Source organism: Chitinophaga ginsengisegetis, assembly GCF_900168065.1.
GTDB classification, from domain to species: domain Bacteria; phylum Bacteroidota; class Bacteroidia; order Chitinophagales; family Chitinophagaceae; genus Chitinophaga; species Chitinophaga ginsengisegetis.
Genome location: NZ_FUZZ01000001.1, coordinates 2,466,873 through 2,490,878 on the forward strand (window position 1 = coordinate 2,466,873; position 24,006 = coordinate 2,490,878).

A 24,006-nucleotide genomic window follows, 5' to 3' on the forward strand; every position below is an offset into this window, starting at 1 on the left:
TCATCAAACATTTGGCGTAATAGGACTTTTCTTTATACAAAACCGACTATTTGTGTATTATTGCTGTATCGGAATCGTAATGTTTAAAAAAACGTAATATCTGAAAAGTGGAAGCAGCCTTCCATACGGGGGCATTTCAACTGGTATTGCTAATTAATTATACAACATGATTAAAAGAGCGCTAAAACATACATTCACGTTATTGAACGTTGATCATGTAAAGCTTGACTCCAGGTGGAATTACAAAAACGTAATCAGCCCATACTTCAGGCTATATTATATTGACGGCGGAGAAGGAGAGATCTGGGACGTTTCAGCTAAAATCAAACTTGAGCCCGGTTTTCTGTACATCATACCAAGCTTTACATTGTGTAACCTGGTTTGCCCCAGCCACCTTAGTCAGTATTTCGTCCAGTTTTTTGAGGAATCGTCGGATGGTATTTCCCTGTTCGAAAATAACAGGTCCATTTTTAAGGTAAAAGCGACTGATATTGATATACTGAATTTTGCACGTTTGCTGGAAATAAACCCAGGCAGGGGCATCAATCGTTCCGACAATCCGAGGATATATGAAAAAAACGTCTTCTATAAAGAGTATCAGGATCTTAATAACCTGCAAAGCATGTCAACATTTACGGAAACACACGGCATTCTCTTACAACTGGTTTCCCGTTTTTTGACACAGGAGATATTTAAATATAAAGACGGAGGTCATGTGCCGGTTAAAATTTTAAATGCTATCAGTTATATTCAATTAAACCTGAGTCGCGATTTATCAGTAACCTCCCTGGCGAAAAGAGCAAACCTGCATACAGATTATTTTTCGCGTCTTTTCCATCAACACACCGGGGAAAGGCCGGTAAAGTATATACACGAAAAAAGAATTGAAAGGGCCCAATACCTCATTGTAACGACACAGATGACCTTTTCGGAAATTGCCACACAAACGGGTTTTGAAAATGTGTTTTACTTCTCTAAAATTTTTAAAAAAATCACCGGGATGTCTCCGGGGAACTACAAAAAACAAATGGATATGATAGGGTTTTAAATATTGGCTTTGTTATTAGTTTAATTCTTCAACCTGGTCATGTAACTGCTGATCCCAGATAAATTCTATACTGAACTTACCATCAGGCTCCAATCTGAAAATGGCCCTGTTCCATTTATTTTTCCCTCCCTCAGTAGTAATACTGTGTAATTCCTTCAGCCAATTTCTAATATCCCTGGGGATTTTTCTAACAGACAGATTAACGGTTGTATTATCAACCCGGTAATCACCGGTGTAACCCACAACGCCGTTTCCGACAACTTCTATATCCAGTTTGGCATTTGTCCAGTTACTTTCTTCGATGGCGTTGGAAATACCTTGTCCTATGCTTGAATAAATTTCATCCACAGTCATAATCTGTTTTTTACTGGTTATCATGTAATTTAACTATTAAATCAATTATTTGCTTTAACATGGGAAAATCATCTCTCCAAAATCAATTGGTTACGCTGGTTATCAATAGACCAGCGCCGGAACTTATTAAGAAAAGTTTTACCCAGCAAAAAGGTATCTGTTTCTTTGGAAGCGCCAATTACGAGGTTATTAACGGTGAACTTCCCTACCTGAACATTGTTGATTCTATACACATCACATAAAATCTCCTTTCCATTGGCAAGAGTGTATGTTTGCCGCCCCAGGAAATCATTTCCGGAAACCAGTTTCAATTGAAGCAATTTATTGATCATCGTGTCCGACACCAGCATATCCGTGGCGCCGCAATCGAGCATCCATACGTTTACCAGCGGTCCTATTTTTACTTTCAGCTTCGTCATAGCGCTTACGGTAATTACATCTATAGAATCGATCCTTTTATTACTGGTTACATCCAAACTGTCGGTGGCTTTCCAGGCGGTGGTAGTTGATACTCTTTTATAGGGATACCCGCCACAACGGTAAGCTATTTCATTAAACAGCATGGAATTGGGATCATTCATATCGTTAATGGTTTGCGCATTTATTTTTCGTTTAGCCATTACAGATACGGCACAATCGCAATAGGAATTTACCCTGCTCTCATCCAGTTCCTCCTTTTTATTCCGGCGAATATAAGCGGCCATAGAATCGCGGTAGGACATAATCTGAGCGGGTGAGAAAAAAAGGTTGGTTTGCGAAACATCTTTGTAACATTGGTCGATGCGTGCCTGCAGTACAGTATCTGCTTCTATAAGTTTAGCCAATGATAAATTGGGATATAAATATTCATATTCTTTTATCAGTTTCATGGGAAAATATCCATCAATCTGGTCTACCTGGCAATTGCAGATCTGAACGGCTTCTTTATTTGTGGGATCCGCTTTCATGGCCTTCATACAACGCCAGAACATGGTACTTTTCTCCCACACATTTTTCCCCTCCCTGGAACGGACAAATTGGTCAGCATTGGTAAACTGCGCAGATACACTACCAGCGAATAAAAGCAATATTAAAGTAAGAAAACGCATAAACAGATGCTATCAGTTAAATAAACTATTGACCTTCCTGTTGTCCGGCATGAGAAAGCAAGTTAATTAAAAGTGCTTAAAGCAAAGAGCCCCTGCAAATTTCCATTGCAGGGGCCATTCAGCAAAATGCCGGACTGCTTTATTCCTGCTCCTTCATTAAATTGAAAAAGAGATAATCTGTTCCTGGGGCATCAGTTATTCCGATATTCCTACCAATAGTTACTATTTGCCCCCTGTGATAAGTACCATGATTCACAAAATGCTGTATGTATTCATAGCGGGATTGATTGGCTTCAAACCACGGACTTACCACTTTTATTTTTTCCACCAGATCACGCTCCGAAAATGATTTTATGTCCTCTGCCAGTATTTGCGACCTGTTCACCAGTCCCTGAAAAACTTCTTCCCTTTTCAGATCCTCTATACCATAACGATTTACAAAGTCTGGTTTCTGGCAAATAATACTATACCAATATTCCTCCATCCCCCAAATATGATTCAAGGTTTTGAGAATACTGGAAAAACTCGACGGCGCCTCCTGGTGCAATTGTTCATCTGATTTTCTGGACAACCAATTCACGAATTGTTGGTTTACCGACAAATTATAGCCGGCATAATTTGTAACTAAATTTTGCAGATTCATTTTTACTAATTTAATGTTTCAGCAAAATTATAAGGAGGTAATGACAGCCCTATGTCAAGGGTAGGAAGGAGTTAATAATATTTGTCGAAGTATTCCTGCAAGGTCATTTTATGAGGGGTAAACTTTTCGGCAAGGATTTCCAGTCTTTTAATCCTGTCCAGCCGGAAATACCGGAATTCACTGCGTAAGCGGCACCATGCCACCAATAACCAGTTTTCCTGTGTGCTTAGTAAAGCAAAAGGTTCAATCAATCTGCTGGTAACTTTGTTGGCTTCATTGGCATATTCAATTTTTGTCACATAAAAATTTGTAAGGGCAAACTGCAGATCAGATAAGTTGTTGCTGTTTCTTTCCCGGTTAATATTCTGGTCAAATTGTGTGCGTTCGGCCAGGAGGTTGGCTTTATCTTTTACATTATGTCTTAATACAGCTTTGATTTTTTCAATAGCTTCTGAATAATCCTTAACAAAAGAAGCGTCTTTGTTTTTCAGCACTAATTGTTCTGCCAGAATTAAGGCGTTGGCCTGGTTTTCCGTAAACATTACCGGTGGAATTCTATACCCTTCCATTAAGGTATAACCTCTTCCTTCTTCTGTCAGAATTGGCACGCCAGCCTGTTCCAGCGCTTTAATATCCCGGTAAATGGTTCTGTTGCTGACCGAAAATTTGCCGGCCAGTTCCGGTGCTGTCAAAAGCCGTTTCGTTTGCAATTGGGTTAAAATTGCAGCCAGTCGTGAAAGTCGCTTTGTCTCATTATCGGCCATTATTGAAATTTTCCAGCATTGTATTTTTATTTTTGAAGAGACAACAACTCCAGCATATCGTTAAGATTTCCTGTTCAGATCAGTTATCAACAGGGGATTATCTTTTCGTAATTCATTAATCAGCGTAGCCACCTCAGTGGTGGTGGGATTCCGCATTAACCTTTCCAGTTCAGCGTTTGTTATTCCCACCAATTGCAGGAAAGACACTTCGCCATGTGGCGTTTCTATCCTGCCCAGTTCGGGGTCAAGCGCCAGTACAAAAGCGGTTATTTCCGTCTGGGTATCAAGCCGGATGGGACCTTTGGCAGGTATAAAATGATTCTCCTCAAACCATTTCCCACTGTTAAATACATATCGCGCAAGATTGTTCATTACATGAACTGTCCACAGCGGATCATCTTTATCTTCCGCAAATGGTTTCAATCTGAAGGTAAATTCAAAACCCCATTTACTGAACTCTCCACCGGCCTTTTCATGATCGTAGTAAAGTTCCGACATGCCATAACTGATGATATGCCTGTGGTATTCAGATTTGTTGGAATCGTAGATGCTGGCGCCGTCTATCGGATCAGTACCTCCGGCCATAAAATGGATGCCGCAGAGCGGGCCATAATGACGTGGTTCTGTTTTACCATAAACCGTTTCCAGGGCGCTATCTATTGAAAGCCATCCAACGGCATCATCTTCGCGGAATCTTTGTTTGTACTCTTCTGGTGTCATAAGAATAGTAGGTTAATACAAATAAACAACTCTAATATAAGCCAAGTTGTGAAAAAAGCCATATTCATCACCAGGCGCATGCGCGGCAACGCTGGCACACGTACTGGCTCTACTGTCGGAATCTCCATGAAAATTGGCGTTTTTGCCCCCATCCGTATCCTCCGTTTTGATGTAGGTTTACCCTATCAAAATATAAATATCGTATGCAACGCACCTACATTATTATTATACTTTTGCTATTCGTAACACATTTGCAGATGAACGCACAGCAAAAACAAACAGGCCATTATGCAACAGTGAATGGCTTAAAGATGTATTATGAGATCCATGGCAGCGGCGCCCCGCTGGTACTGCTTCACGGCGGAGGTTCCACCATTAAGTCCAACTACGGCGTTATTCTCCCGGAGCTGGCAAAAACACAGCAGGTGATTGCCGTAGAGCTACAGGCGCATGGTCATACTCCTGATATCGACCGGCCATTGAGCTTTGAACAGGATGCGGATGATGTGGCCGCGCTTCTCGGGCAGCTGCATATTGCCAAAGCCAACTTTATGGGCTTCAGCAACGGAGGCACCACTACGCTGCAAATCGCCATACGGCATCCGGAGCTGGTAAATAAACTGGTACTGGCCTCTACACTTTACAGGCGCGATGGCACGCCTCCCGGTTTCTTTGATGGATTCAAAAATGCGACTATGGACAAAATGCCGCCGCAACTAAAGGAAGCATACTTAGAGGCCAATCCCGATCCCAAAGGACTTGAAGCGATGTTTCACCGGGATGTGGCGAGGATGGAGAATTTTAAAGATATCAGCACGGAAAAAATAAAAGGTATCCAGGCGCCGGCGCTGGTGATAAACGGCTATGCAGAGCCGATCCTGCCAGAACATGCGCTGTTACTGGCGCGCACTTTACCACACGCACAACTGGCTATCCTGCCGGGCGGCCACGGCGATTATATCGGGGAAATTTGTGCGCCCGGCAAGCAAAGCAAAATACCTGCTTTGGTAACAACGATGATTATAGCATTTTTGAAAGAATAACATAGCGGAGAACAGATTTACTCCGCCATACGCGCCTGCGCCGCTGGGGTGAGATAAGGATAAAACATACCGGAAAAAATTTCGCTGTAATGTTTTATAGCATTGCTTCCTTTCAACCTCCCGGTTAATTCATTATTTGACAGCCAGAAGTCGCCCATAATAAATATCTGCGTCACCAACGCTTCCCAGATACTTTCCGGCAGATCAGTCCGGAAAATCCCTTCTTTTTTTAACTGCCTGAAAATAGCAAAGAATTCCTTTTCCCGGCGTTGTGTGAGCGCATAATAGTCTTTCCTGATAGCCGGCACACGCAGACTTATCTCCACAAAATGTAAAAATATAAACCGGTATTTATATGCCAGTTCCAGCGAGCGGACAGCGAAATCCCGGAGCGTATCCAGGCTTACAGGATGAATTGACTCCAGTTCAGACACCAGTACATCAAAATCAGCAGCCAGGTGTTCATAAAGTGTTTTTATGATTTCATCTGTCTGCCTGAAATGATAATGAAGATTACCCGGGCTGATCCCCATTTTCGCCGCAATATGCCTGCTGGTAATTGTATTTACACCCTGGCTGTTATAAAGTTCCAGCGCCGTTTTGAGAATATTTGTCCGCGTATCCATATCCAAATTTAGAACAATTGTTCTAAAAATAATAATAATTAGTACATTTGTTCTAAATACAGGCGATATGAATAACGAATCGTATGATCAGCAGGAGGAAGATAAACCCTTACTGCAAAGACTAAGAGGCAGCGTTTTCCCGGTTAAGCCAACAGATACCACATCCGTAAAATTGCTGAAAGACAGTGCATTTTACCTGTTTGCCGTAATGGCATTACTTGTGACGCTGCTGCTCGGAGGCGCCATCATGTTTGTATTGTAAGATGAGAGGTTTATTGGATCCGTTGTTCCTTATCTACTGCGGACTATGGGGCATCATCCACTTCTTCAGGTATATACAACAGCCGGTTCCGCTGGTCAACGGGTACCTCACCGACTTTATTGCAGTACCTGCTATGGCGCATGTTGCGCTTACTTTTACGCGTAACTGTATTATCCGCGACAAACATTACACCTATCCCCTCTCTTACCTGCTGTTCATTGCGCTATATATGTCGGTGGTTTTTGAATGGGTAATGCCACGGTTTTCTGCCGACTATACCGGCGATATCCGGGATGTGGTGGCTTACTTTGGGGGAGGCTTGTTTTATTATTATGTGCATGGGAAACTGGTGTACATTAAAAATATATCCTCATTTAAACCCAATACATCCCGCCACCATCAGCGCCACGGTAGCAACAGCCGCTACCGTCCGCACCGTATTCAACCGGTTCCACCTTTCCTCAAACGCCGCCCGGTGCTGCGCCAGCTGCCCCGCAGAAGCAGCCGCAAGATCCGCCTTATCCAACGCATTATTGAGCGGAACATTGCCAACCATCGTCACGCCAAAAACACCTGTAAAATAAACAACCGTAGCACCCAATACACACCAGCTTCCCGGCGACACGGAATAACTGAAATACACCCACGTACAAACAGGCAACAAAGCCAGGGAACCCAGGAAAGAAGAGAAAAATGCAGGATTGAGAATAGCCCGGTTGATAGATTGCATGGCAGACAGATAACCCATATCAGATAAGCGGCCAAGCCCCGGGTTTACAGAACAGGAATAGGCGTAAAAAAGTCCTCCCATTAATGCAGTGGAGACAGCCGTCATTCCCAGTAAAATCTGCAGGAAAGTAAGTCCCATGTGCCAAAAGTTTAAATGATGCGGACAATAGATCTTACGTGAAAATATAACATCCCCCTCATATAAACTATAACAGATTTACCAGCTGAATTCCCGCAGGCTCACCGTACCACTCATATTTAAGTTCTTTATTAAATTGGGGCTACAATACAATGATCTGAGAGACCGTAATCCACGGATTTTCAGGGTCGACAAAAACATATTGTCATCGAGGTTCACACTTTCCAGTTTTTTCATGGAAGTAAGATCGATGGAAGTAATATTATTATTGCTAAGGTTTAGTTTCTTCACCCCCGATCCTTCTGCAACAAAGTCCACCAGGCTATTGTACTGCAGTTCCACATTCTCCAGGTTTGGCAGATGACTGAAGTTCACTTTAAACAAAGCGTTCCTGTACATTTTCAGGTCATTTAGCTTATTAAGCCCGGTGAGATCAAGCGCTTTGATCTTGTTATCGTGGAGGTACATGGTTTCCAGGTTAGTGAGGCCTTTCACACGTGCGTATTGCATGTTATTATTACCACCGTAAATACTTCTCAGACTGCTCATTCCTTCGAGATCCAGCGTTTTGATCTGGTTATCATAAAAACCGAATTCCTCCAGCCTGGTAAAACTTTTGATACCGGTGAGATTGGTAATACCGGCGCCATTTACATACAGCCTGGTCACCTTCTGGGCTTCGGCCACCTGTATCTCCCCGTCGTTATTGGTGTCAAATCCCTGGTTGATGAGTGCCGCTTTGAAGTTGGCATCCGGAATTTTGATGGTTTGTGCTTGTGTTTGCAATGCCATCAAAAGAATAGCAAATAAGAATATCTTTTTCATGGCTTTGTTTAATTGCTGATAACAGTATTCACTACTTCTCCTTCTTTATTTACTTCCACAAACCCTGCTACTTCATCTTCTGCTTTATAGTGGTAGGAATAGGCATTATAAATAGGTTCAGACCCAACTTCATTGCCGCTATACACGTTGTAAAAGGTACGGGTGCCCGTGCGGAGAACCATATTCTTCTTCCGCTCATACTCAATCCAGGTAACGAGATAATACCTGCCCGGTTTTAATTCAGTGAATTCAAAATTGCCCTGGTCATCCAGGTAACGGCCTTCTATGCGATAAGTGAAGGCATCATTAGTCATGGTAGCCTGTTTCTTCCGGCTGTTGTACTTTTTCTTCAGCTCAACAAACTCAGTAAAATAAGGGGTTACCGGAAACAGGATGATATTATGGCCTTTTGCAGCAAAATTTACTTTGCCTTTCTTTTTCAGAGAAGCATTGCCCCGGATGGTAGCGGTACCTGGCTCCAGTAACTTGCTGGTAGCTGCCTCATCGAAGGAGGCAGCAGGAAGAACATATTCCACCCCTTTCTGCGCAGATGCCGTAATAGAAGCCGATGCAAAGTATAATATGCAACTGATCAGCAGTGATTTCCGGTTCATAACAAGCTCCTTTTTTAATATCCCTGTAACATGATAATCACGGGAAGAATTGTACCCCAAAAGACGGCATACCGCGGCACTTTAGCAATACCTGCAAATAGTCATTTAAATATACCGGTAAACAGGTAGTGTCTCATAAAAATACCGCATGAATCCATAGATCCATGCGGCAATATATTACTGCAGAACAGGAGCGGTTTTTATCCAGGAAGACTATTACGCCAACGCTTCTGTATATTTCTTAAAATTATCCAGGATAGCCTGCCAGCCGCCTTGTTGCATTTCAATGCTGTGGGTATCCTCTGCGTCAAAAGTTTCTGTAACAGCAGTAGTGTTACCTGTTGCAGAAAAAGTCACTTTTACTGTTCTGCCATCGCCCATAGTGTAGGTAATGAGTTCATGTTCTATCACGTCGTTGTATACGCCGCCGAAATCAAAACCGAAGCTGCCATCTTTGGCTTCCATGCGTGTTTCAAACTTACCGCCCGGACGAAGGTCGTTTACAGATTTTGGGCTATGCCAGTCGTCGGAAGCGGTGTTCCATTTAACAATATGCTCAGGCGCATTCCATAACTCCCATACTTTTGCAACAGGTGCGTTAATAGTGGCGCTTACGGTGATCTTTGTGCTATTGGCTGTTTGCATGTTTTTAAGATTTAAATGTTAATCGTTATTGTTAATGCAAACATAGCACCTCTATTTTATTCCCGGCATGGCTAAATACGACAAAATAGCATCCTGTTTGCGACAACCTCCGCAATACCGGTTTATTTCCAGTTTACCACCGTAAATACAATGGAAGAATAGTGATCCTTTTCATACAGCACGCCTATTTTCTTCCGGGCCAGCTGCACAATATCGGAGTAAGCGGCATAGCCATAACCGGCTTTCTTTGAGCCATCGCCTTTATATATTACATAGCTTTTTTTCCAGGTGCGGCCATCATCAAAGCTGATGCGGAGTGTGAGGTTATCCCTTTCCAGCGAATCGGCAGCGTTGCAAAAGGCGAGTATATTTTTTCCTTTGGAAGTACCTATATTCAGAATGCTGCCCTGGCATACGGCGTCTACCAGCTGGTGATCGAAATAGGTAGTATCCCAGGTGGCGCCGCCATCACTGCTGACAGACACGATCCGCACCTTCACATCTTTTGCCTGGTTACGGCTGTTCATCATCAGCTTGTTGCCGGAGAGCGGAGCCGCTATCGATTCATTGCTGCCGGGCAAATTAATACTGTTGCCTAAGTGGAATGTTTTACCATGATCATCGGTGTAGTACCCATGCGCCACATAATGCCGCGCGCCGGGCAATGCTTTACCCGCGGTATGATTGGCAGCAATAAAAATTCTTCCTTTAAAAATACCTTCGGGAAACTGCATCACATGGCCAGGAGTGTTGGCGTAATAGCGCCAGTCTTCCGCAAAATTAAACGCCGGGTCAATATCCGGTTGTTTCGGCCGGTGCACCTGCAGCGTAATATCTACCGGCGCGGCCCAGGTACGGCCACCATCCGCAGAGGTAATGTAATAGCAATGTTTTATCCCTTTGCCTTTAATGATATCCCCTTCCCGGTGTGTACCGGTGTTGTAAAAAAGAAAGATCCTTCCCTGTGGATAGGCCGGATCGGTAAGGTCTACCACCGGCGCGGGGTTGGAGAGCTGCAGGTTATCGGCGCCGGCCACTACCTGCATGGGCGACCAGGTTTTGCCTTTATCCTTGCTGCGTTTCATCACCATATCAATATCCCCGAAATCATCCATACCGTTTACCCGGCCTTCTGCAAAGGCCAGCAAATCGCCATCGGGCAACGCAATAATTGCGGGGATACGGAATGTTTTGTAACCGTCGGTTCCCGAAATAAAAACAGGTACTTCTTTTTGTTGTGCATACGCAGTGCCGAAGCACATTATCAGCAGCACTGCCATTATCTTTTTAATCATCATTATTTATTTATCAGGTCAATATCATTTGTTTGCGGACGTAAAAAGCATAGTTGAATGATAATCGCTACCAGTACAATCCCTGCCAGCATAGCAAAGCTTTGTCCGAGGTTGCCCGCATCCGTGGAGCGTCCCAACAGATCGGTGATAATAGCGCCCGCAAATACGCCGGACATATTCAGGATCCCGTAGGCGGTAGCCCGTGAACCCGATGGCACAAACTGGCAGAGGATAGGCATGTTGTTGCCATCAAACATACCAAAGCCAACACCAAACAGGATGGCCGCGCCCATTACATGCACCAGGCTATGCCCCAGTCCTATCAGCAGCAATGCCGGGATAGTAAGCGATAAGCCAATGGCACTGGTATAAATTCTCCCCCTGTTATTCCGCTGTACCCATTTATCAGATAATATGCCTCCGAAAATCACGCCGAGGAAAGAGGAGGCCGCGATAGTAATGGTAGATAAAGGGCCTGCGGCCGACATATCTATCTGTAAACTTTCAGAAAATAAAGTCGGCAGCCAGTTTTTTATTCCCCAGCCGGGGAAACTCGGAATAGCAAAATAAAACAGGAGGATCCAGAAAGAAATATTCGTCATCAGTAAACCTAACCCTTTCCCGAAAGGCGGCCGCTCCTTCACCGCACCGGGAGCATCTTTCACGGCTTCCCGCAAACATACAATCAGTATCAGCGAGTATACAATGCCAATGATGCCAAACGTATGAAAGGTAGCATGCCAGGAGAACCTGGCCGCGATAGTAGCGCCAAAGCCACCAAGCGCCTGCCCCATGTAAAGCCCGGTCATATGAATACCCACGGCCAGTGACCGGGTGGCAGAGGAATGGAAATCCGCAATGAGCGACAGTCCCGCCGGTATATACAATGCCTCGCTTACGCCCATCGCAGCGCGTAACCAATACAGCTGCTGAAAAGTCGTGGCATACCCCATTGCAAACGTTACTCCGGACCATACAAACAGGCTTCCCACAATGAGCCACTTCCGGTTGAGCCTATCCGCAATGATGCCCGACAACGGACTCATAAATCCATAGATCCACAGAAAAATGGCCATCAGGTAGCCGAAATTGGCAGCCGATTGTAATGCCGATATATCCACCTGCATGGCGGGTTTCATGGTCGACAGCATCTGCCTGTCCATGTAATTCAGCAATGCTACTACCCATAGCAATCCTACTACTACCCAGCGATAACTTCCTTTATTGGACATGATACACAGATCAGTTGAAAAATAATGTGCCTGAAATTATTACCGGCGTACGCACCCCTGCTTTTATTTCTCCCGAAGGAATCATGATAACCCCGTTCCACAAAAATGCGGTGGTGGTAACAGGGCCTTCCATCGTTAAAGCATTTATTGCTTTCCACCGGCCGGTGGTGGTGTTATACAACCATACTTCTTTTGTAAACCCCGGATGCGCGTTTAGCAATGCCTTCTTTTCGTTTGTCAGCGTTTCTTTTTTGATACTGTCAGTGGCCGTGATGATGGCGGCATTCAGTACTTCTACCTTGCTGAACACCTCTCCTTTGTCGCCGCTGCAAAACAGGATTTCATGATCCCCCACGGCCAGTCCAGTTCCTGCGGAAACGGGGTAAGGCAGTGGATCTTTGAGCGTCCATACTTTTGTATGCAAATCATAGTGGTAGGTGGTATTAAAAATATCGCTGATGCCGTTGCTGTTTTTTCGCCGGCCACCGATCAGGTACACGCCGCCATCCTGTATGGCCACCACTGCGTGGGAAACGGCCACCGGTATATCTGCCAGCGTTTGCCAGGCAGCGCCCTGCGTGGACAGATCCAGCGAAAAGAATTTAGCGGATGGCCCGTTCACCGATTCGCCACCGGCTACATACAGCGTATGCTGATAATATGCGCCTGATAAATTGGTGAGCGCCACCGGCAACGATGGCAGCGTTGTAAAATCAATGTGACCGGTAGCATCACAGGTTAATTGCGTCACCTTATCCGTGGGACCGTGATCGTTTTCACCACCGGCGTAAATAAGTCCTGTTGATGTGCTCACACTGGCGCTATAGGCCAGTGGTTGCGGCAATGTTTGCCGGCTTACAATGCCGGGTAGTACGTTGCCTTTTTCATCTTTCCGGAAAATATAAATGTCCTGTTTATAATTTTTCACACCGCCATTCCAGGGCATGGCAGCCGGGAAATTAGCACCGCCGGCAACGATCATTACATTATTGCTGATGCCTGCTACCGGCCCGGCTACACCGGGTTGTACAGATTGCCCGGATGCAGGCGGCAGCATCGCTGCCACCGACCACTGCACTTTATCCACATTCTTTTCCTGGGCGTTGATTGTGTTCACCGTCATTATCATAAATATTGAATAAAGTATCCGTTTCATGAAGGTTGTACTTTCTGAAAAAATGAGATAGCTTCCAGCTCCTGGTACAATTTATCGTATTGCGCAGGCGTAAACGTGGTTAATGGCAGCCTGCACGGACCCAGGTCCCAGCCCAGCATCTTCATAATGGCTTTTTGAGCAGGTATAGGCGGGTATTTTGCAAAGATCCTGATCACCTCCACCATGAATAAATGCTGTTGCTGTGCGGCCTTTATATCGCCCTTTTCAAAATACGCTTTTGTTTGCAGATATAGCGGCGCTGCAAAAGTATACGTACTTCCGATAGCACCTCTTGCGCCTACCGCCAGCGCGGGCAGCAACAACTCATCGAACCCGAACAGCACATCGAAGCGGCCGTTCTGGTAATTAAAACAAGACTGATATTCATGGATGGTGGACGAAGTATATTTGATCCCTGCCAGGTTGGGGATCCTGCTGCCGGCTATTTCCAGGAACTCCATCATATCCATGCCTACACCGGTAAGTGTAGGAATATGATAATAGTAAAACGGCAGCGTGGGCGCGGCGGAGGCAATATCTGCCATACAATCCGCCAGCACCTGTACGGAAGTGGGTTTAAAATAAAATGCCGCTACCGAGGAAAATGCATCCGCACCGATGGACGCGGCATGCGCAGCCAGTTTCCGGGATTCGGCAATGCTGCTGTGACCAACGTGCACAATGATCAGCAAACGCTTCCTGGCTGCTTTTACAAATGCTTCCGCTACCAGCATTCTTTCTTCGGTGGTCATGTTAGGACCTTCGCCATTACTGCCGCAAACAAATATTCCTTTTAAACCATCTTTTACCAGCTTATCTGTTAAAGCAGGTATCAGCTCCAGGTTCAGGGAACCATCCCCGTGAAAGGGAGTAAATGCGGCAGCAATCAGTCCTTCGATATGTTCATGCTTCATGAAATGATACTTTTATATTGGGTTATTCGGGTTTTGAAGTAGCGTAACCAGGTGTTTGATTAACCAGTAAATCGGTGGTCCATACATTGGCGTCGATTGGCCATAATATTTTATATGCCTGCGTGGCTTTATTCAGCACTCCAAAAGGATGACCTGCATTGATAAATACCAGCGGCTCATTGCCGTATTTCATCCTCCGCAGATCATACCAGCGTTTGCCTTCATGTACAAATTCTTTGCAGCGTTCTGTGAAGATGGCGAGTTCATTGGCATCTTTAGACGAATTTACAAAAGGAGCAGGATCTATCCCCGGACCGCCAAAAGCACGGTCGCGCACGGCTTTGATGTAAGGCGACGGATCACCTCCTTCTGCATTCACTATTTCCGCGAGCATCAGCAAGCGATCTGCCTCGCGGTAAACGGGCCAGTCGTCGGAGAAATAGCGCTTTTGCGTTACCGCATCAAAAGTGCCCAGGAATTTACGCAATACGGTATTCCTTACTTTCACCACCGGGGCGCCACTGGTTTTATCTACTTTATAAAGATCATAGAAGGTAGCTGCTTTGCGCTGGTCCAGGTTATCATAGCTCTGGAATAATCTGAAGCTATAACGGTAACGTTGAATGATCTGTTTTGAATTTACCTGTCCGATGTTCAGCGGATCGGTGAGCTTTGGCGCAGAGGCGAGTGAATCCGCGTACCAGTCCTGCGCTATACCGGGCAGGTCGTAGGTAAACAACGACACCGTAGACATTTCGGCTTCATTTACCATAAAAGAAATCGCAAAAATAATTTCGCTGTTTTTCTTATTAGCATAAGCAAACACGTCGCTGAACTTTGGCAACAAACTGGTACCTGTTACGGCGTTGAGCGCCGTTTTTGCGGTAGCCAGATCCGCCGTGTTACTATACACTTTGGCGGACCATAAATATATTTCACCTTTCAGCATTAATGCCGCCGCCGGCGACCATTGTCCTTTGCCCTTTGCAGTGGCTGTGCCAAAACTGCCAACCGCCTTATCCACATCCGACTTCACCGATGCAAGCACTTCTGCTTCCGTAGCCCGCGGCATGCGCAGCAATACCGGGTCTGTTATACCGTTGGCTACATCAGGGGTTAACCGCAGCGGCACACCACCGTAGGTACGTAACAGGTGAAAATAGTAATAGGCCCTCATGGCATATGCCTGGCCAAGCAGATACTTCTTTTTATCATCTCCCAAAAAACCTGCTGCTTCTACTTTTTGTATAAAGAGATTTATTTGTAAGATAGGTGAGTAAAATCCGGCCCAGTTATTCACGCCGGAAACATTCTCTTCCAGCCGTTGTTCAATAACGGGACTTTCCTGCAACGACAAGGTAAATGCCTCTTCTGTAGTTAATCCACCACCGCGCATTTCACCCAGCCGGAAAAACTGGAACTGGTCGTTGCGGAACTCGTTATGCAATCCTACCATGTAATTGGTGATCTGTGCTTCGTTCTTCCAGAAGTTAGCATCTCCGAAAGAATCTTCCGGCGATAATTGCAATGTTTTTTTACAGGAGCTGGCAGCAATTAATATCAGTGCCAGCAGGAAAATATATGTTGTTTTCATGAGTGCTGATTTGATACGTTAGAAAGTGAGGTTAGCGGAAAACACCAGTGAAGTAGGAATTGTATATACCCCATCCTGTTGCCCGGTACGTTCCGGCAGCGCCAGCATTTTATTGCTGATGTATCCGAGGTTTTGCCCGGTTACCATCACCGTTAAGCCGGCAATGTTTGCATTATTGAGTATCTTCTTCGGCACTGTATAACTCAGCGTTACTTCCCTGAAAGCGAGATAGCTGGAGTTTTTCCAGAACATATCGCTGTGCCGGTCGTAGTTCTTTTTCAGCTGCTGATCCTGGTTTACATAGATAGGATACTTTGCGTTGGGATTTTCCGGTGTCCAGGTGTCTTTCACCAGGTCGGTGCCGTTGAATTCGCCCTGCATGCTACCCAGCGCCCACATCTGTTTTACGTCCATCTGTATAAAACCGATGGCGTAATCAAGACGGGCAAACAACTGTAAGCCTTTCCAGCCGGCGGCTACATTGAATCCGCCGGTCCATCGTGGGATAGTGCGGCCTAATGATACGCGGTCCCTGAAATCGATGGTGTCGTTTCTATCAAGGTCTTTCCATTTCATATCACCGAGGCTGGTGGCCCAGAAACCGGTGAGGCCATTTTTATCTATCAGCTGCTGACTGGCTACAGGCCGCCCTGCAGCGTTGTTGAGCTGCACCTGGCCAGCAGCGAGATCAATTTTATTATAGGCTGCTAAATCAGCGGTGGTTCTGATGATGCCATCCGTTAAGTAGCCGAATACTTCGCCGGGTTCCTGTCCCTCCTGCAAACCGCCTGCCCATATCACTCTGCCGCTGGCAGGATCGTAGATTTGCGCCCCGTTCTGACGGTTCTTTTCATTTCCGTTAAACGGCAGTTTCAACACCGTATTTTTATTCCACGCTACATTGGCGCCCACGCTAACATTCCAGTTGCCCGACTGCAGTACTTTATAATTCAGGTCTGCTTCAAATCCCCTGTTCCGCATGGATCCGTTGTTGGTGAGGATACTGTTTACACCTGCAGATCCGGGCAAACTTACGCTTGCAATTTTATCAGTTGTATTCCTGTTGTAATAGGCAATGCTTCCGTTCAGGCGGTTATTGAATAAGCCATATTCCACGGCGCCTTCGATGGTGTTTGTTTTCTCCCATCGTAAGCCGGGGTTGGGGATACCACCCAGTGAAAAACCGATTATGCTTTCATAGCGGGTAGTAGCCGGATATCCGCCCTGCAGCGAGTATACGTCGATGGTGTTATCAGCGCGCTTTCCCACTTCACCAATGTTACCGTTCTTTCCCCAGCTGCCGCGGAGTTTTAGGAAGGATAACCACTTACTGGTGTTCACCATAAAGTTTTCTTTGTGCAACAGCCAGCCTACGGAAGCACCGGGAAACAGACCATACTGGTTATCGCCTATCAGCCTGGAATAACCGTCTCTCCTGGCGGTAAACGTGGCGAGGTATCTTCCTTTCCAGTCATAGTTAATACGGCCAAAGCCTGACAGGATGCGTTCCCGCAGGTGATACGAATTTTGTCCGCGGGTGTTGGCGTCGCTGGAAGTTAACCCCAGTGTGGGAAAATCATCCGTAGGCGCCAGTTTTCCGTTGGCAGATAATCCATAGTTATAAGCATCAAAAAATTCACCACCGATCATCGCATCGATGCTATGATCATCGTGGATAATTTTGGTGTAGTTCAGAGTAGCATTATAGGTTTGACGAACCGTGCGGTCGAAGGCAGCATTGCTGCTGCGGGTGCGGTCCCACCCCGCATTAGGATCTGTTTTACTCATTACGCCGGTACGGAAATCTTTATTGAATGATTCGTTAAAGCTTTCGTCGTACATGAGAATAGCGCCCACTCTGAAGTATAGATCTTTATAGAGGTCTACTTTAAAAGACTGCGCGAGGGTAAACTTGTCCGCCTGGTTTTTCCGGGAATATTTGTCCATGTTCACGGCGGGGTTACCATCGCCGGCATTCCTTCCCAGGAGCGGTTCTCCGTTGGAGTTATTACCACGCATGGTGGGTGCGGCCATCAGTAAACGTCCCCAGTAATTCACATCGCTGGTTTGCGCCTGATCCCTGGAGTTGGCGCGGGAAAAGGATACGTTGCTTTCCGACTTCAGCCAGGTTCTTATTTTATAGTCACCGTTGAGTGTAAAATTCAGTCGTTTGTAAAACGACTTGCGCGCAATACCATCTTCATTATAATAACCGAGGTTAGCATAGTAAGCGCCTTTTTCGTTGCCCCCGGTCATACTGATATTATAATCCTGTGTGAGTGATTTTTTATTGAAGGCATTGTCTCCATAACTAAAGCCTTTGTAAATAAGGTCTGCATAGGTACCGTTGGGATCATACTGACCGGCGGCATTGGTGGGAATAGCGTCTTTCATCACTTTCCAGCCATCGTTGGCGGAGAGCAGTTCCCTGTTCTGATCGGTAAGGCGCATGGGACTGAATAGGGCATTGAGATCATAGTTGCCGTCAATGATATTTCCTGCAGCATCTTTGTAAACGTTACCGGTGCCACGTGGGCCGGAAGCGTTGAGCAGGCTTTGGTTACCGTTTACCTTATAGGTTTCTACCAATGCTTTTCTGCCCCAGTATAAATATTCTTCCGGGGTGAGCAGGGTATAGGGAGAATTTAAATAGTTAAAGCCTGTTTTTACTTTCAGGTTTATTTCAGATGTCCCTGATTTTCCTCTTTTGGTGGTGATCATGATTACGCCGTTGCTGGCGCGGGCGCCATAGATGGCGGTGGCGGATGCATCTTTCAGTACTTCCATGCTGGCAATATCTTCCGGGTTGATATCGCTTAAAGAGGGGCGGAATTGTCCGTCGATGATGATGAGCGGGCTGCCGGAGCCGTCGAAGTTGGTACCTCCGCGGAGAATGATGTTGGGGATAGCGCCGGGCTTACCGGAGTTGGTAGACACTCTCACCCCGGCAATAGTGCCCGCCAGCGCCTGTGCGGGGTTGGCGCGTATACCGGATTCGAGGATACGTTTGTCCAGTCGTGCTACCGATGCCGTTAGACTGCTTTTCTTTTGCGTACCATATCCCACTACTATTATTTCATCCATTTTGGAAGTAGCAGATACCAGGGAGATGTTTACCGTGCTGCGGTTTCCTGCGGCAATTTCCTGCGGCGTAAACCCGATATAGGAAATGCGCAACACATCTTCGGGTGCGGCTTCTATGCTGAAATAGCCTTCAGCATTGGTAATGGCAGCTGTTTTCTTTCCTTTGATGACAATACTAACACCAGGTAGTGGCTGCTGATCTTCCGAAGAGATGATCCTGCCGGTGATTTTCTTTGGTTGAGCTACAGCTATTGTACTGATGGCAATGGCAAGGAGTACCCCCATCAGTTTGTTGAGAGCAATTTTCATACGGGAATTTGTTTAGACAATTAAACTTGTACTAATATTCTTAAATACTTATGTACTACATATTAAAATTGCCTAAAAAAATCCATACCGCAAAACATTTCTCAAAAAAAAGAAAAGGACGTGTATGGAATAATGTATGAAAGTAAATGCTGTGGCCACTTTGAAAGCAAGGCAGTGGTATGCTGTAACTTATCGTGCTTACTTTTTCAACTTCTTGAAATGATGTTCGAGATGTTTCCGCATGCCTTCGCGGAACTGTTCCCGGGTACCATTCTTCAGCAGGTTTACCAGGTCGATATGCGACACTTTGCCTACAATCGGTACTTTTTCTTCATTTACCAGGTGGCCGAAAATAGGAAGCAACATCGTCTGAAATCGTTGCATAGTGCGGTTACCGGTCATCTGGTAAATTTTGCCATGAAACTCTACTTCATGTTTGATCCGGAAATTTTGTTTGGTGGGAGTTGTTTTCTGGCTGAGGGCGATCTTCTCCAGTTCTTCAATATCCTTTTTTGTTTTGCGGATATATAAGATGTCTGCCAGTCCCATTTCCAGCGTAAGCCGCAATTCAAAAATATCCTGCAGTGTGGCATCGTCAATGATAAGCGGGTCCATCACCCGTTCCAGCGACCCCAAAATATCGGGGCTGGACAGCACCATGCCCCGCCGCTTTTTTGTTTCAATCATACCCAGCATCCTCAAACGGCTGAGGGCTTCGCGCAATACGTTGCGGCTCACGCCCAGGGCTTCGGTCAGCTCCATTTCCTTTGGCAATGCATCCCCGGGTTTGAAGGATTGCTTTTTGAGATACTCCAGCAGCTTCATCTCCACTTCATCTGCCATCGTTTTATAACTCACTTTTTCAATATCGATATGTAAATTCCCAATTCCCATAAAACAGGTGTGATATTTTGTTTAAATGTACTACAAATTAACAGATCGCATCAATAATACCGGCTGTTTATCCTTGTAGCATCACCGGCTGTTCCTGTAACCGGCGGCGGGTGTATTCCAGACCGGATGTATAAATGGCTTCCAGCCGCTTGAAATCAAACATGCCGAATTTGCCCAGATCTTCCGGCTCAATAAAATAACTGCACAACAACTTATTCTTCAGCACCGGCTCACGGATAGCCAGGTGCAGGGTTCTTTCCACATTGGCCAGGAAGCCTTCTGCCGGGTTATAAGGTGTAAGCGGATTTACATGCACCCCAATGATATCGCGGTATTCCGCCAGCAGCGGCTCTATGGGCAGGTTGCCGGAAAGACCGCCATCCACATACTGCACCCCGTTTATTTCCACGGGCGGAAATAACAACGGCACAGAAGATGCCGCCAGGATGGCCGGGATCAGCGGGCCTTCACTGAAAATACGCTGATTGCCTGTTAAAAAATCAGTGGCTGTTACGTATAAAGGAGTATCCAGTTCTTCAAATGTCTGATGCCTGAGTGTTTGCTTCAGTACTTCTGCTACTTTTTTGAGAGACAGGAAACCGGCTCGCCAGTTCCGCCAGTGCATCGACAACCCGAGCTTATGCACCCGGAATATTTCCCTCACCTCATCGGTACTGTATCCATCACAAATAAAAGCAGCAGCGATAGAACCCGCACTGGTAGCAGAAATTGCTTCCGGGTAAATATCCTGTTCGGAAAATGCTTTTAAAACGCCCAGGTGGGCATATCCCCTGGCGCCACCACCGGATAAAACAAATGGTCGTTTCACAGGTGGGCGGGTTTGCTGTTCATTCATCCGGCTAATATAAAAAAACCTTTTTATTGGCCCGTTTGAAACATGATGTACACAGGGCTCTCCCCTACCTCCAAACGTATAGCCGTATCCCCCGCTTTCTCCCACTTCACTTGCTTTGCAGGTTCATCGGCCGTGGTCATGGCAGCAGTGCTAACCGGCCACGACGGTGGGTTATCAAGTACCGCATTTATTACGTGCGGTTGATAGCCTTTCTGCTGATGGGTTCTGGCGCCGGTAGGCGACCAGGCCACCCACACCAGCAAATTCGGATCATCTCCCTTTATAAATTCAAACACATACAGGGAATCCGTTTCTTTTTTTACCACACGCCGGAAACGATAATCGCCCAACGTCTGGTACAACTGCTTCACTGCCCAGAACGACATTTTCGGAACAAAATTCCGCGTAAGCCCGGAAGCGGCGTGAAAAGAGGCTTCATCTTCATCGTTATAATAATACAGGTAAGCGCGCCGGATATCAAGCGTGGCAAACACCAGGAATGACCGCACCAGGTACTGCGCCTGTTGCAGATCACTGGCGCCCTGCCAGTTCAATTTCAGCGCCCAGTCTTTCCGGTGCTTCATAGCCTCCGGCGTACACGCATCATATCCAAATTCGGTTACCCACACTTCCTTCTCTTTTGCATGCTGGTTGCGCCATGCAATAGCGTCTTCAATTACTTTGAGATACTGCAGGGAATTATCTTCCGGGTAGCTCCGGTTCCAGCTGTTTTCACTATCAGCAGATTTTTCTATGGTAGGATAAGTATGCACATTGATCACATCATAGAGGGGAAGTATTTTTTTATCTATATACAAATCATTCAATCCCTGCGAATAAGGATCTGCTTTCACCGCCACTGCCGGCGTAACGATCTTCATCGCCGGATCGCCGGCACGTACCCCTTCCGCCATTTTTGTGAACAGGGTTTTAAAAAGCGCGGGATCAAACCGGGTGCCCGGCTCATTGTCAATTTCCAGGGAGGTACATAATTTCTCCGCCCCGGATGGCCCATAATAAGTGGCCATCGCTTTCCCGTAATCATATGCCCATTGCTCCTTACCAGCCCACAATTGTTTGTAATCCGGACTGCCCAATCCTACTCCCAGGAACTGCATACAGATATCTGTTTCAAACCCGGCGGCTTTCCACGGACCGTAGGCGTCCCGTTTCCAGTTAATATTATTGATGGTGTTAGGTATGGTAATGGCATCGCCGGGCGCTTTCACATCCCAGCTGATGTTATGATAACTGCGCACCAGCCGGCAAACCTGCTTATATAAATCGGGCTTGAAAGTAAGATGCCCGTTGATGCCCATAAAATCCCTGAACAATGGCCGGCTGGTAACCGGTATGGAATCGGTGGCTGCCTGGCTCGTTTGTGCAGGACCATGTTCTGCACAGCCGGTCATAAGAGCAGTAAAGAAGACGATGGTGGTAAACAAATAATTCCGTGGCATAGTACAATGAGCATAAGGAGTGAAACAAAAGAGGCGAATGGTAAGAGTGAAGATATATAAATATCCTCACTCTTACCATCCGCCTGTATCATTGTTCGCTATTACCTGTTAGTTTCTCCAGCCCGGCACCTGCTTGTATACGCCGTTACTCTGCGCTATTACATCAGGATTCATGGGCCATGCCATATGTTTGGCCGGATCAAAATTACGTGCCGGCCATACCTGTTTTATTTCGTAAGAAGACAACGGGTTTACCTTATCGCTGTGGATACGGCCATGCAAAGGCGCATTGATCTTTGCATAATCACCCCATCTCTTGAGATCCTGCAGCCTGTCGGTCCATTCGCAGGCCAGCTCTACCCGGCGTTCATGCTTGAGATTTTCCATTGTAGGATTTGCAATAGCTGCCAGTCCTACGCGGCTGCGTACTTCGTTCAGCGGTGCAGCGGCTTCGCCACTCCGGCCCAGTTTGATCAGCGCTTCTGCTTTAAATAGCAGGATTTCCGCATAGCGCATCAATGGCAAATTGAGTGCAGTAGTTGGATAATCGGGGCTCTGATTGATATTGGTGTTGGTAGTAATAACGCCATCTTTACCATAGGAGTATGGCTCCATATACTTATTCATCTGGAAACCAGAAAGGCTGTTGGTAGAGTAGTAAGAACGCACCAGGCCAAAGAAGGTGAACTTATCCCCAAATTTCAGGATAGTCACTTCACGTCTTGGGTCATTCGCTTCGTATTCTTCATACAGTTCTTCCGTTGGCTGAAAATAGCCCCAGCCGTTGAAGATAGCCCAACCGGTATTTTCCAGTACTACGCCCGGAAATTCGGAACCGCCCTGTACACCGGAGGTAACAGACCACATATATTCTGAACTCCAGTTATTGGCAATGCTGAAAACGGCGCGGTAATTCTGCTGGCTGGTTTCTTTTCCTTTGATAAGGGCACGGTGTCCTTCATCCCTGATCTTATCGGCGAGTGCGGGGATCAGCGCCCATTTGGAAGCGTCGTACTGTGCCCAGTAAGCGTATACTTTCACCATATACCCCCAGGCTGCAGCTCTGTGTGCGCGTCCCTGGTCGGAGGTGCTATATGTTTCAAAGAGGGGCAGCAGGGAGGCTGCCTTTTCCATATCACTGATAATTTGCGCATAGTTATCCGTTACAGATGGCAACTGAGGAGGGATACGTTTTCCAAATTCAGGATTTTCCGGTCCGTCGAAAGGAACGCCCTGGTCTTTATGTCCCCAGAGATAAGCCACCCAGAAATGTGCAAATCCGCGCATGAAATACGCTTCGCCCAAAGCCTGGTTGCGTGCGGCTTCTGTGGTATTTTTTGAAGTGGGTACATTCTGGATCACCTGGTTGGCGCGGTTGATCATTTTATACAGATCGGACCATCCGTTTTTCAGATACCCTTCACGGCCGCTTGGAATAAAGTTCTTGATATTCTCCCCATCGGCCTTCGCCCTTCCTACAATCAGGTCGTCGCTGGCGTCCTGTACCCAGAAGAGGTCACGTCCCCAGGTAGATTCATAACGCATGGCTACGTACATGTCGTTGGTAGCCTTCCGGAGATCGTTATCACTCTGCCAGAAATAAGCAGTAGTAGGTGCGCCGTTGGGTTTTGTGTCTACCCATTTGTTACAGGCACTTGCACCCAACATCAGCGACCCCGCGAGAAATATATGTTTGAATGTTGTTTTCATAA

The 24,006-nt window shown here is 46.2% G+C and carries 23 protein-coding genes; 3 read left to right on the plus strand and 20 right to left on the minus strand.

The features are described from left to right. The first annotated feature begins 166 nt into the window (after positions 1-166). Positions 167-1,048 carry a helix-turn-helix domain-containing protein gene (locus tag B5Z18_RS09780; protein ID WP_079469172.1) on the plus strand — a complete coding sequence of 294 codons (882 nt, stop codon included), beginning with the start codon at positions 167-169 and terminating at the stop codon, positions 1,046-1,048. A 15-nt stretch (positions 1,049-1,063) separates the two neighbouring features. Here B5Z18_RS09780 and B5Z18_RS09785 read toward each other — a convergent pair whose 3' ends face one another. From B5Z18_RS09785 to B5Z18_RS09805, 5 genes are all read right to left on the minus strand, one after another. Continuing rightward, on the minus strand, positions 1,064-1,426 hold the full coding sequence (locus B5Z18_RS09785) for a hypothetical protein (protein WP_079469173.1): 363 nt from the start codon (positions 1,424-1,426) through the stop codon (positions 1,064-1,066). 44 nt (positions 1,427-1,470) lie between these two features. Beyond that, entirely contained in the window at positions 1,471-2,490 is a 1,020-nt protein-coding gene (locus B5Z18_RS09790; RefSeq protein ID WP_079469174.1) for a retropepsin-like aspartic protease, read from the minus strand. Between the two features lie 139 nt (positions 2,491-2,629). After that, complete coding sequence (locus B5Z18_RS09795; RefSeq protein ID WP_079469175.1) at positions 2,630-3,133, minus strand: DinB family protein; 504 nt, start codon at positions 3,131-3,133, stop codon at positions 2,630-2,632. A 71-nt stretch (positions 3,134-3,204) separates the two neighbouring features. Continuing rightward, the gene (locus tag B5Z18_RS09800; RefSeq protein WP_079469176.1) at positions 3,205-3,897 is read right to left on the minus strand and encodes a helix-turn-helix transcriptional regulator; all 693 of its coding nucleotides are present in this window, start codon (positions 3,895-3,897) and stop codon (positions 3,205-3,207) included. A 60-nt stretch (positions 3,898-3,957) separates the two neighbouring features. Continuing rightward, on the minus strand, positions 3,958-4,617 hold the full coding sequence (locus B5Z18_RS09805; protein ID WP_079469177.1) for a suppressor of fused domain protein: 660 nt from the start codon (positions 4,615-4,617) through the stop codon (positions 3,958-3,960). A 257-nt stretch (positions 4,618-4,874) separates the two neighbouring features. Here B5Z18_RS09805 and B5Z18_RS09810 point away from each other — a divergent pair, with 257 nt between their 5' ends. After that, positions 4,875-5,660, plus strand: a complete 786-nt coding sequence (locus B5Z18_RS09810; RefSeq protein WP_235015893.1) for an alpha/beta fold hydrolase — start codon at positions 4,875-4,877, stop codon at positions 5,658-5,660. A gap of 17 nt (positions 5,661-5,677) precedes the next feature. Here B5Z18_RS09810 and B5Z18_RS09815 read toward each other — a convergent pair whose 3' ends face one another. Continuing rightward, positions 5,678-6,286: a TetR/AcrR family transcriptional regulator gene (locus tag B5Z18_RS09815; protein WP_079469179.1), complete on the minus strand. Its 609-nt coding sequence runs from the start codon at positions 6,284-6,286 to the stop codon at positions 5,678-5,680. Positions 6,287-6,353: 67 nt separating this feature from the next. Between B5Z18_RS09815 and B5Z18_RS09820 the strand changes: the two genes are divergently transcribed. Next, complete coding sequence (locus B5Z18_RS09820; protein ID WP_079469180.1) at positions 6,354-6,548, plus strand: hypothetical protein; 195 nt, start codon at positions 6,354-6,356, stop codon at positions 6,546-6,548. A gap of 370 nt (positions 6,549-6,918) precedes the next feature. Here B5Z18_RS09820 and B5Z18_RS09825 read toward each other — a convergent pair whose 3' ends face one another. The 14 genes from B5Z18_RS09825 to B5Z18_RS09890 form a co-directional block, all read right to left on the minus strand. Beyond that, complete coding sequence (locus B5Z18_RS09825) at positions 6,919-7,416, minus strand: anthrone oxygenase family protein (protein ID WP_079469181.1); 498 nt, start codon at positions 7,414-7,416, stop codon at positions 6,919-6,921. Between the two features lie 78 nt (positions 7,417-7,494). Continuing rightward, positions 7,495-8,241, minus strand: a complete 747-nt coding sequence (locus B5Z18_RS09830; RefSeq protein ID WP_079469182.1) for a leucine-rich repeat domain-containing protein — start codon at positions 8,239-8,241, stop codon at positions 7,495-7,497. A gap of 8 nt (positions 8,242-8,249) precedes the next feature. Beyond that, on the minus strand, positions 8,250-8,855 hold the full coding sequence (locus B5Z18_RS09835) for a hypothetical protein (RefSeq protein WP_079469183.1): 606 nt from the start codon (positions 8,853-8,855) through the stop codon (positions 8,250-8,252). A 216-nt stretch (positions 8,856-9,071) separates the two neighbouring features. Continuing rightward, positions 9,072-9,500: an SRPBCC family protein gene (locus tag B5Z18_RS09840; protein WP_079469184.1), complete on the minus strand. Its 429-nt coding sequence runs from the start codon at positions 9,498-9,500 to the stop codon at positions 9,072-9,074. Positions 9,501-9,622: 122 nt separating this feature from the next. Beyond that, on the minus strand, positions 9,623-10,795 hold the full coding sequence (locus B5Z18_RS09845) for a sialidase family protein (RefSeq protein WP_079469185.1): 1,173 nt from the start codon (positions 10,793-10,795) through the stop codon (positions 9,623-9,625). Between the two features lie 2 nt (positions 10,796-10,797). Next, positions 10,798-12,027 (minus strand): MFS transporter, encoded by a 1,230-nt coding sequence (locus B5Z18_RS09850; RefSeq protein WP_079469186.1) that lies wholly within the window; start codon positions 12,025-12,027, stop codon positions 10,798-10,800. 10 nt (positions 12,028-12,037) lie between these two features. After that, complete coding sequence (locus B5Z18_RS09855) at positions 12,038-13,150, minus strand: tRNA wybutosine-synthesizing protein 4 beta-propeller domain-containing protein (protein WP_159454247.1); 1,113 nt, start codon at positions 13,148-13,150, stop codon at positions 12,038-12,040. A gap of 29 nt (positions 13,151-13,179) precedes the next feature. Beyond that, positions 13,180-14,097, minus strand: coding sequence for a dihydrodipicolinate synthase family protein (locus B5Z18_RS09860; protein ID WP_079469188.1), 918 nt, complete (start codon positions 14,095-14,097; stop codon positions 13,180-13,182). Between the two features lie 22 nt (positions 14,098-14,119). Next, positions 14,120-15,691, minus strand: a complete 1,572-nt coding sequence (locus tag B5Z18_RS09865) for a RagB/SusD family nutrient uptake outer membrane protein (RefSeq protein WP_079469189.1) — start codon at positions 15,689-15,691, stop codon at positions 14,120-14,122. Between the two features lie 18 nt (positions 15,692-15,709). Then, the gene (locus tag B5Z18_RS09870) at positions 15,710-19,084 is read right to left on the minus strand and encodes a SusC/RagA family TonB-linked outer membrane protein (RefSeq protein ID WP_079469190.1); all 3,375 of its coding nucleotides are present in this window, start codon (positions 19,082-19,084) and stop codon (positions 15,710-15,712) included. A gap of 198 nt (positions 19,085-19,282) precedes the next feature. Next, complete coding sequence (locus B5Z18_RS09875) at positions 19,283-19,978, minus strand: FadR/GntR family transcriptional regulator (protein ID WP_079469191.1); 696 nt, start codon at positions 19,976-19,978, stop codon at positions 19,283-19,285. 67 nt (positions 19,979-20,045) lie between these two features. Next, positions 20,046-20,807 (minus strand): patatin-like phospholipase family protein, encoded by a 762-nt coding sequence (locus tag B5Z18_RS09880; protein WP_159454248.1) that lies wholly within the window; start codon positions 20,805-20,807, stop codon positions 20,046-20,048. A gap of 50 nt (positions 20,808-20,857) precedes the next feature. Continuing rightward, positions 20,858-22,294, minus strand: coding sequence for a hypothetical protein (locus B5Z18_RS09885; protein WP_143313537.1), 1,437 nt, complete (start codon positions 22,292-22,294; stop codon positions 20,858-20,860). Between the two features lie 108 nt (positions 22,295-22,402). After that, entirely contained in the window at positions 22,403-24,004 is a 1,602-nt protein-coding gene (locus B5Z18_RS09890; protein WP_079469194.1) for a RagB/SusD family nutrient uptake outer membrane protein, read from the minus strand. Positions 24,005-24,006 lie beyond the last annotated feature (2 nt).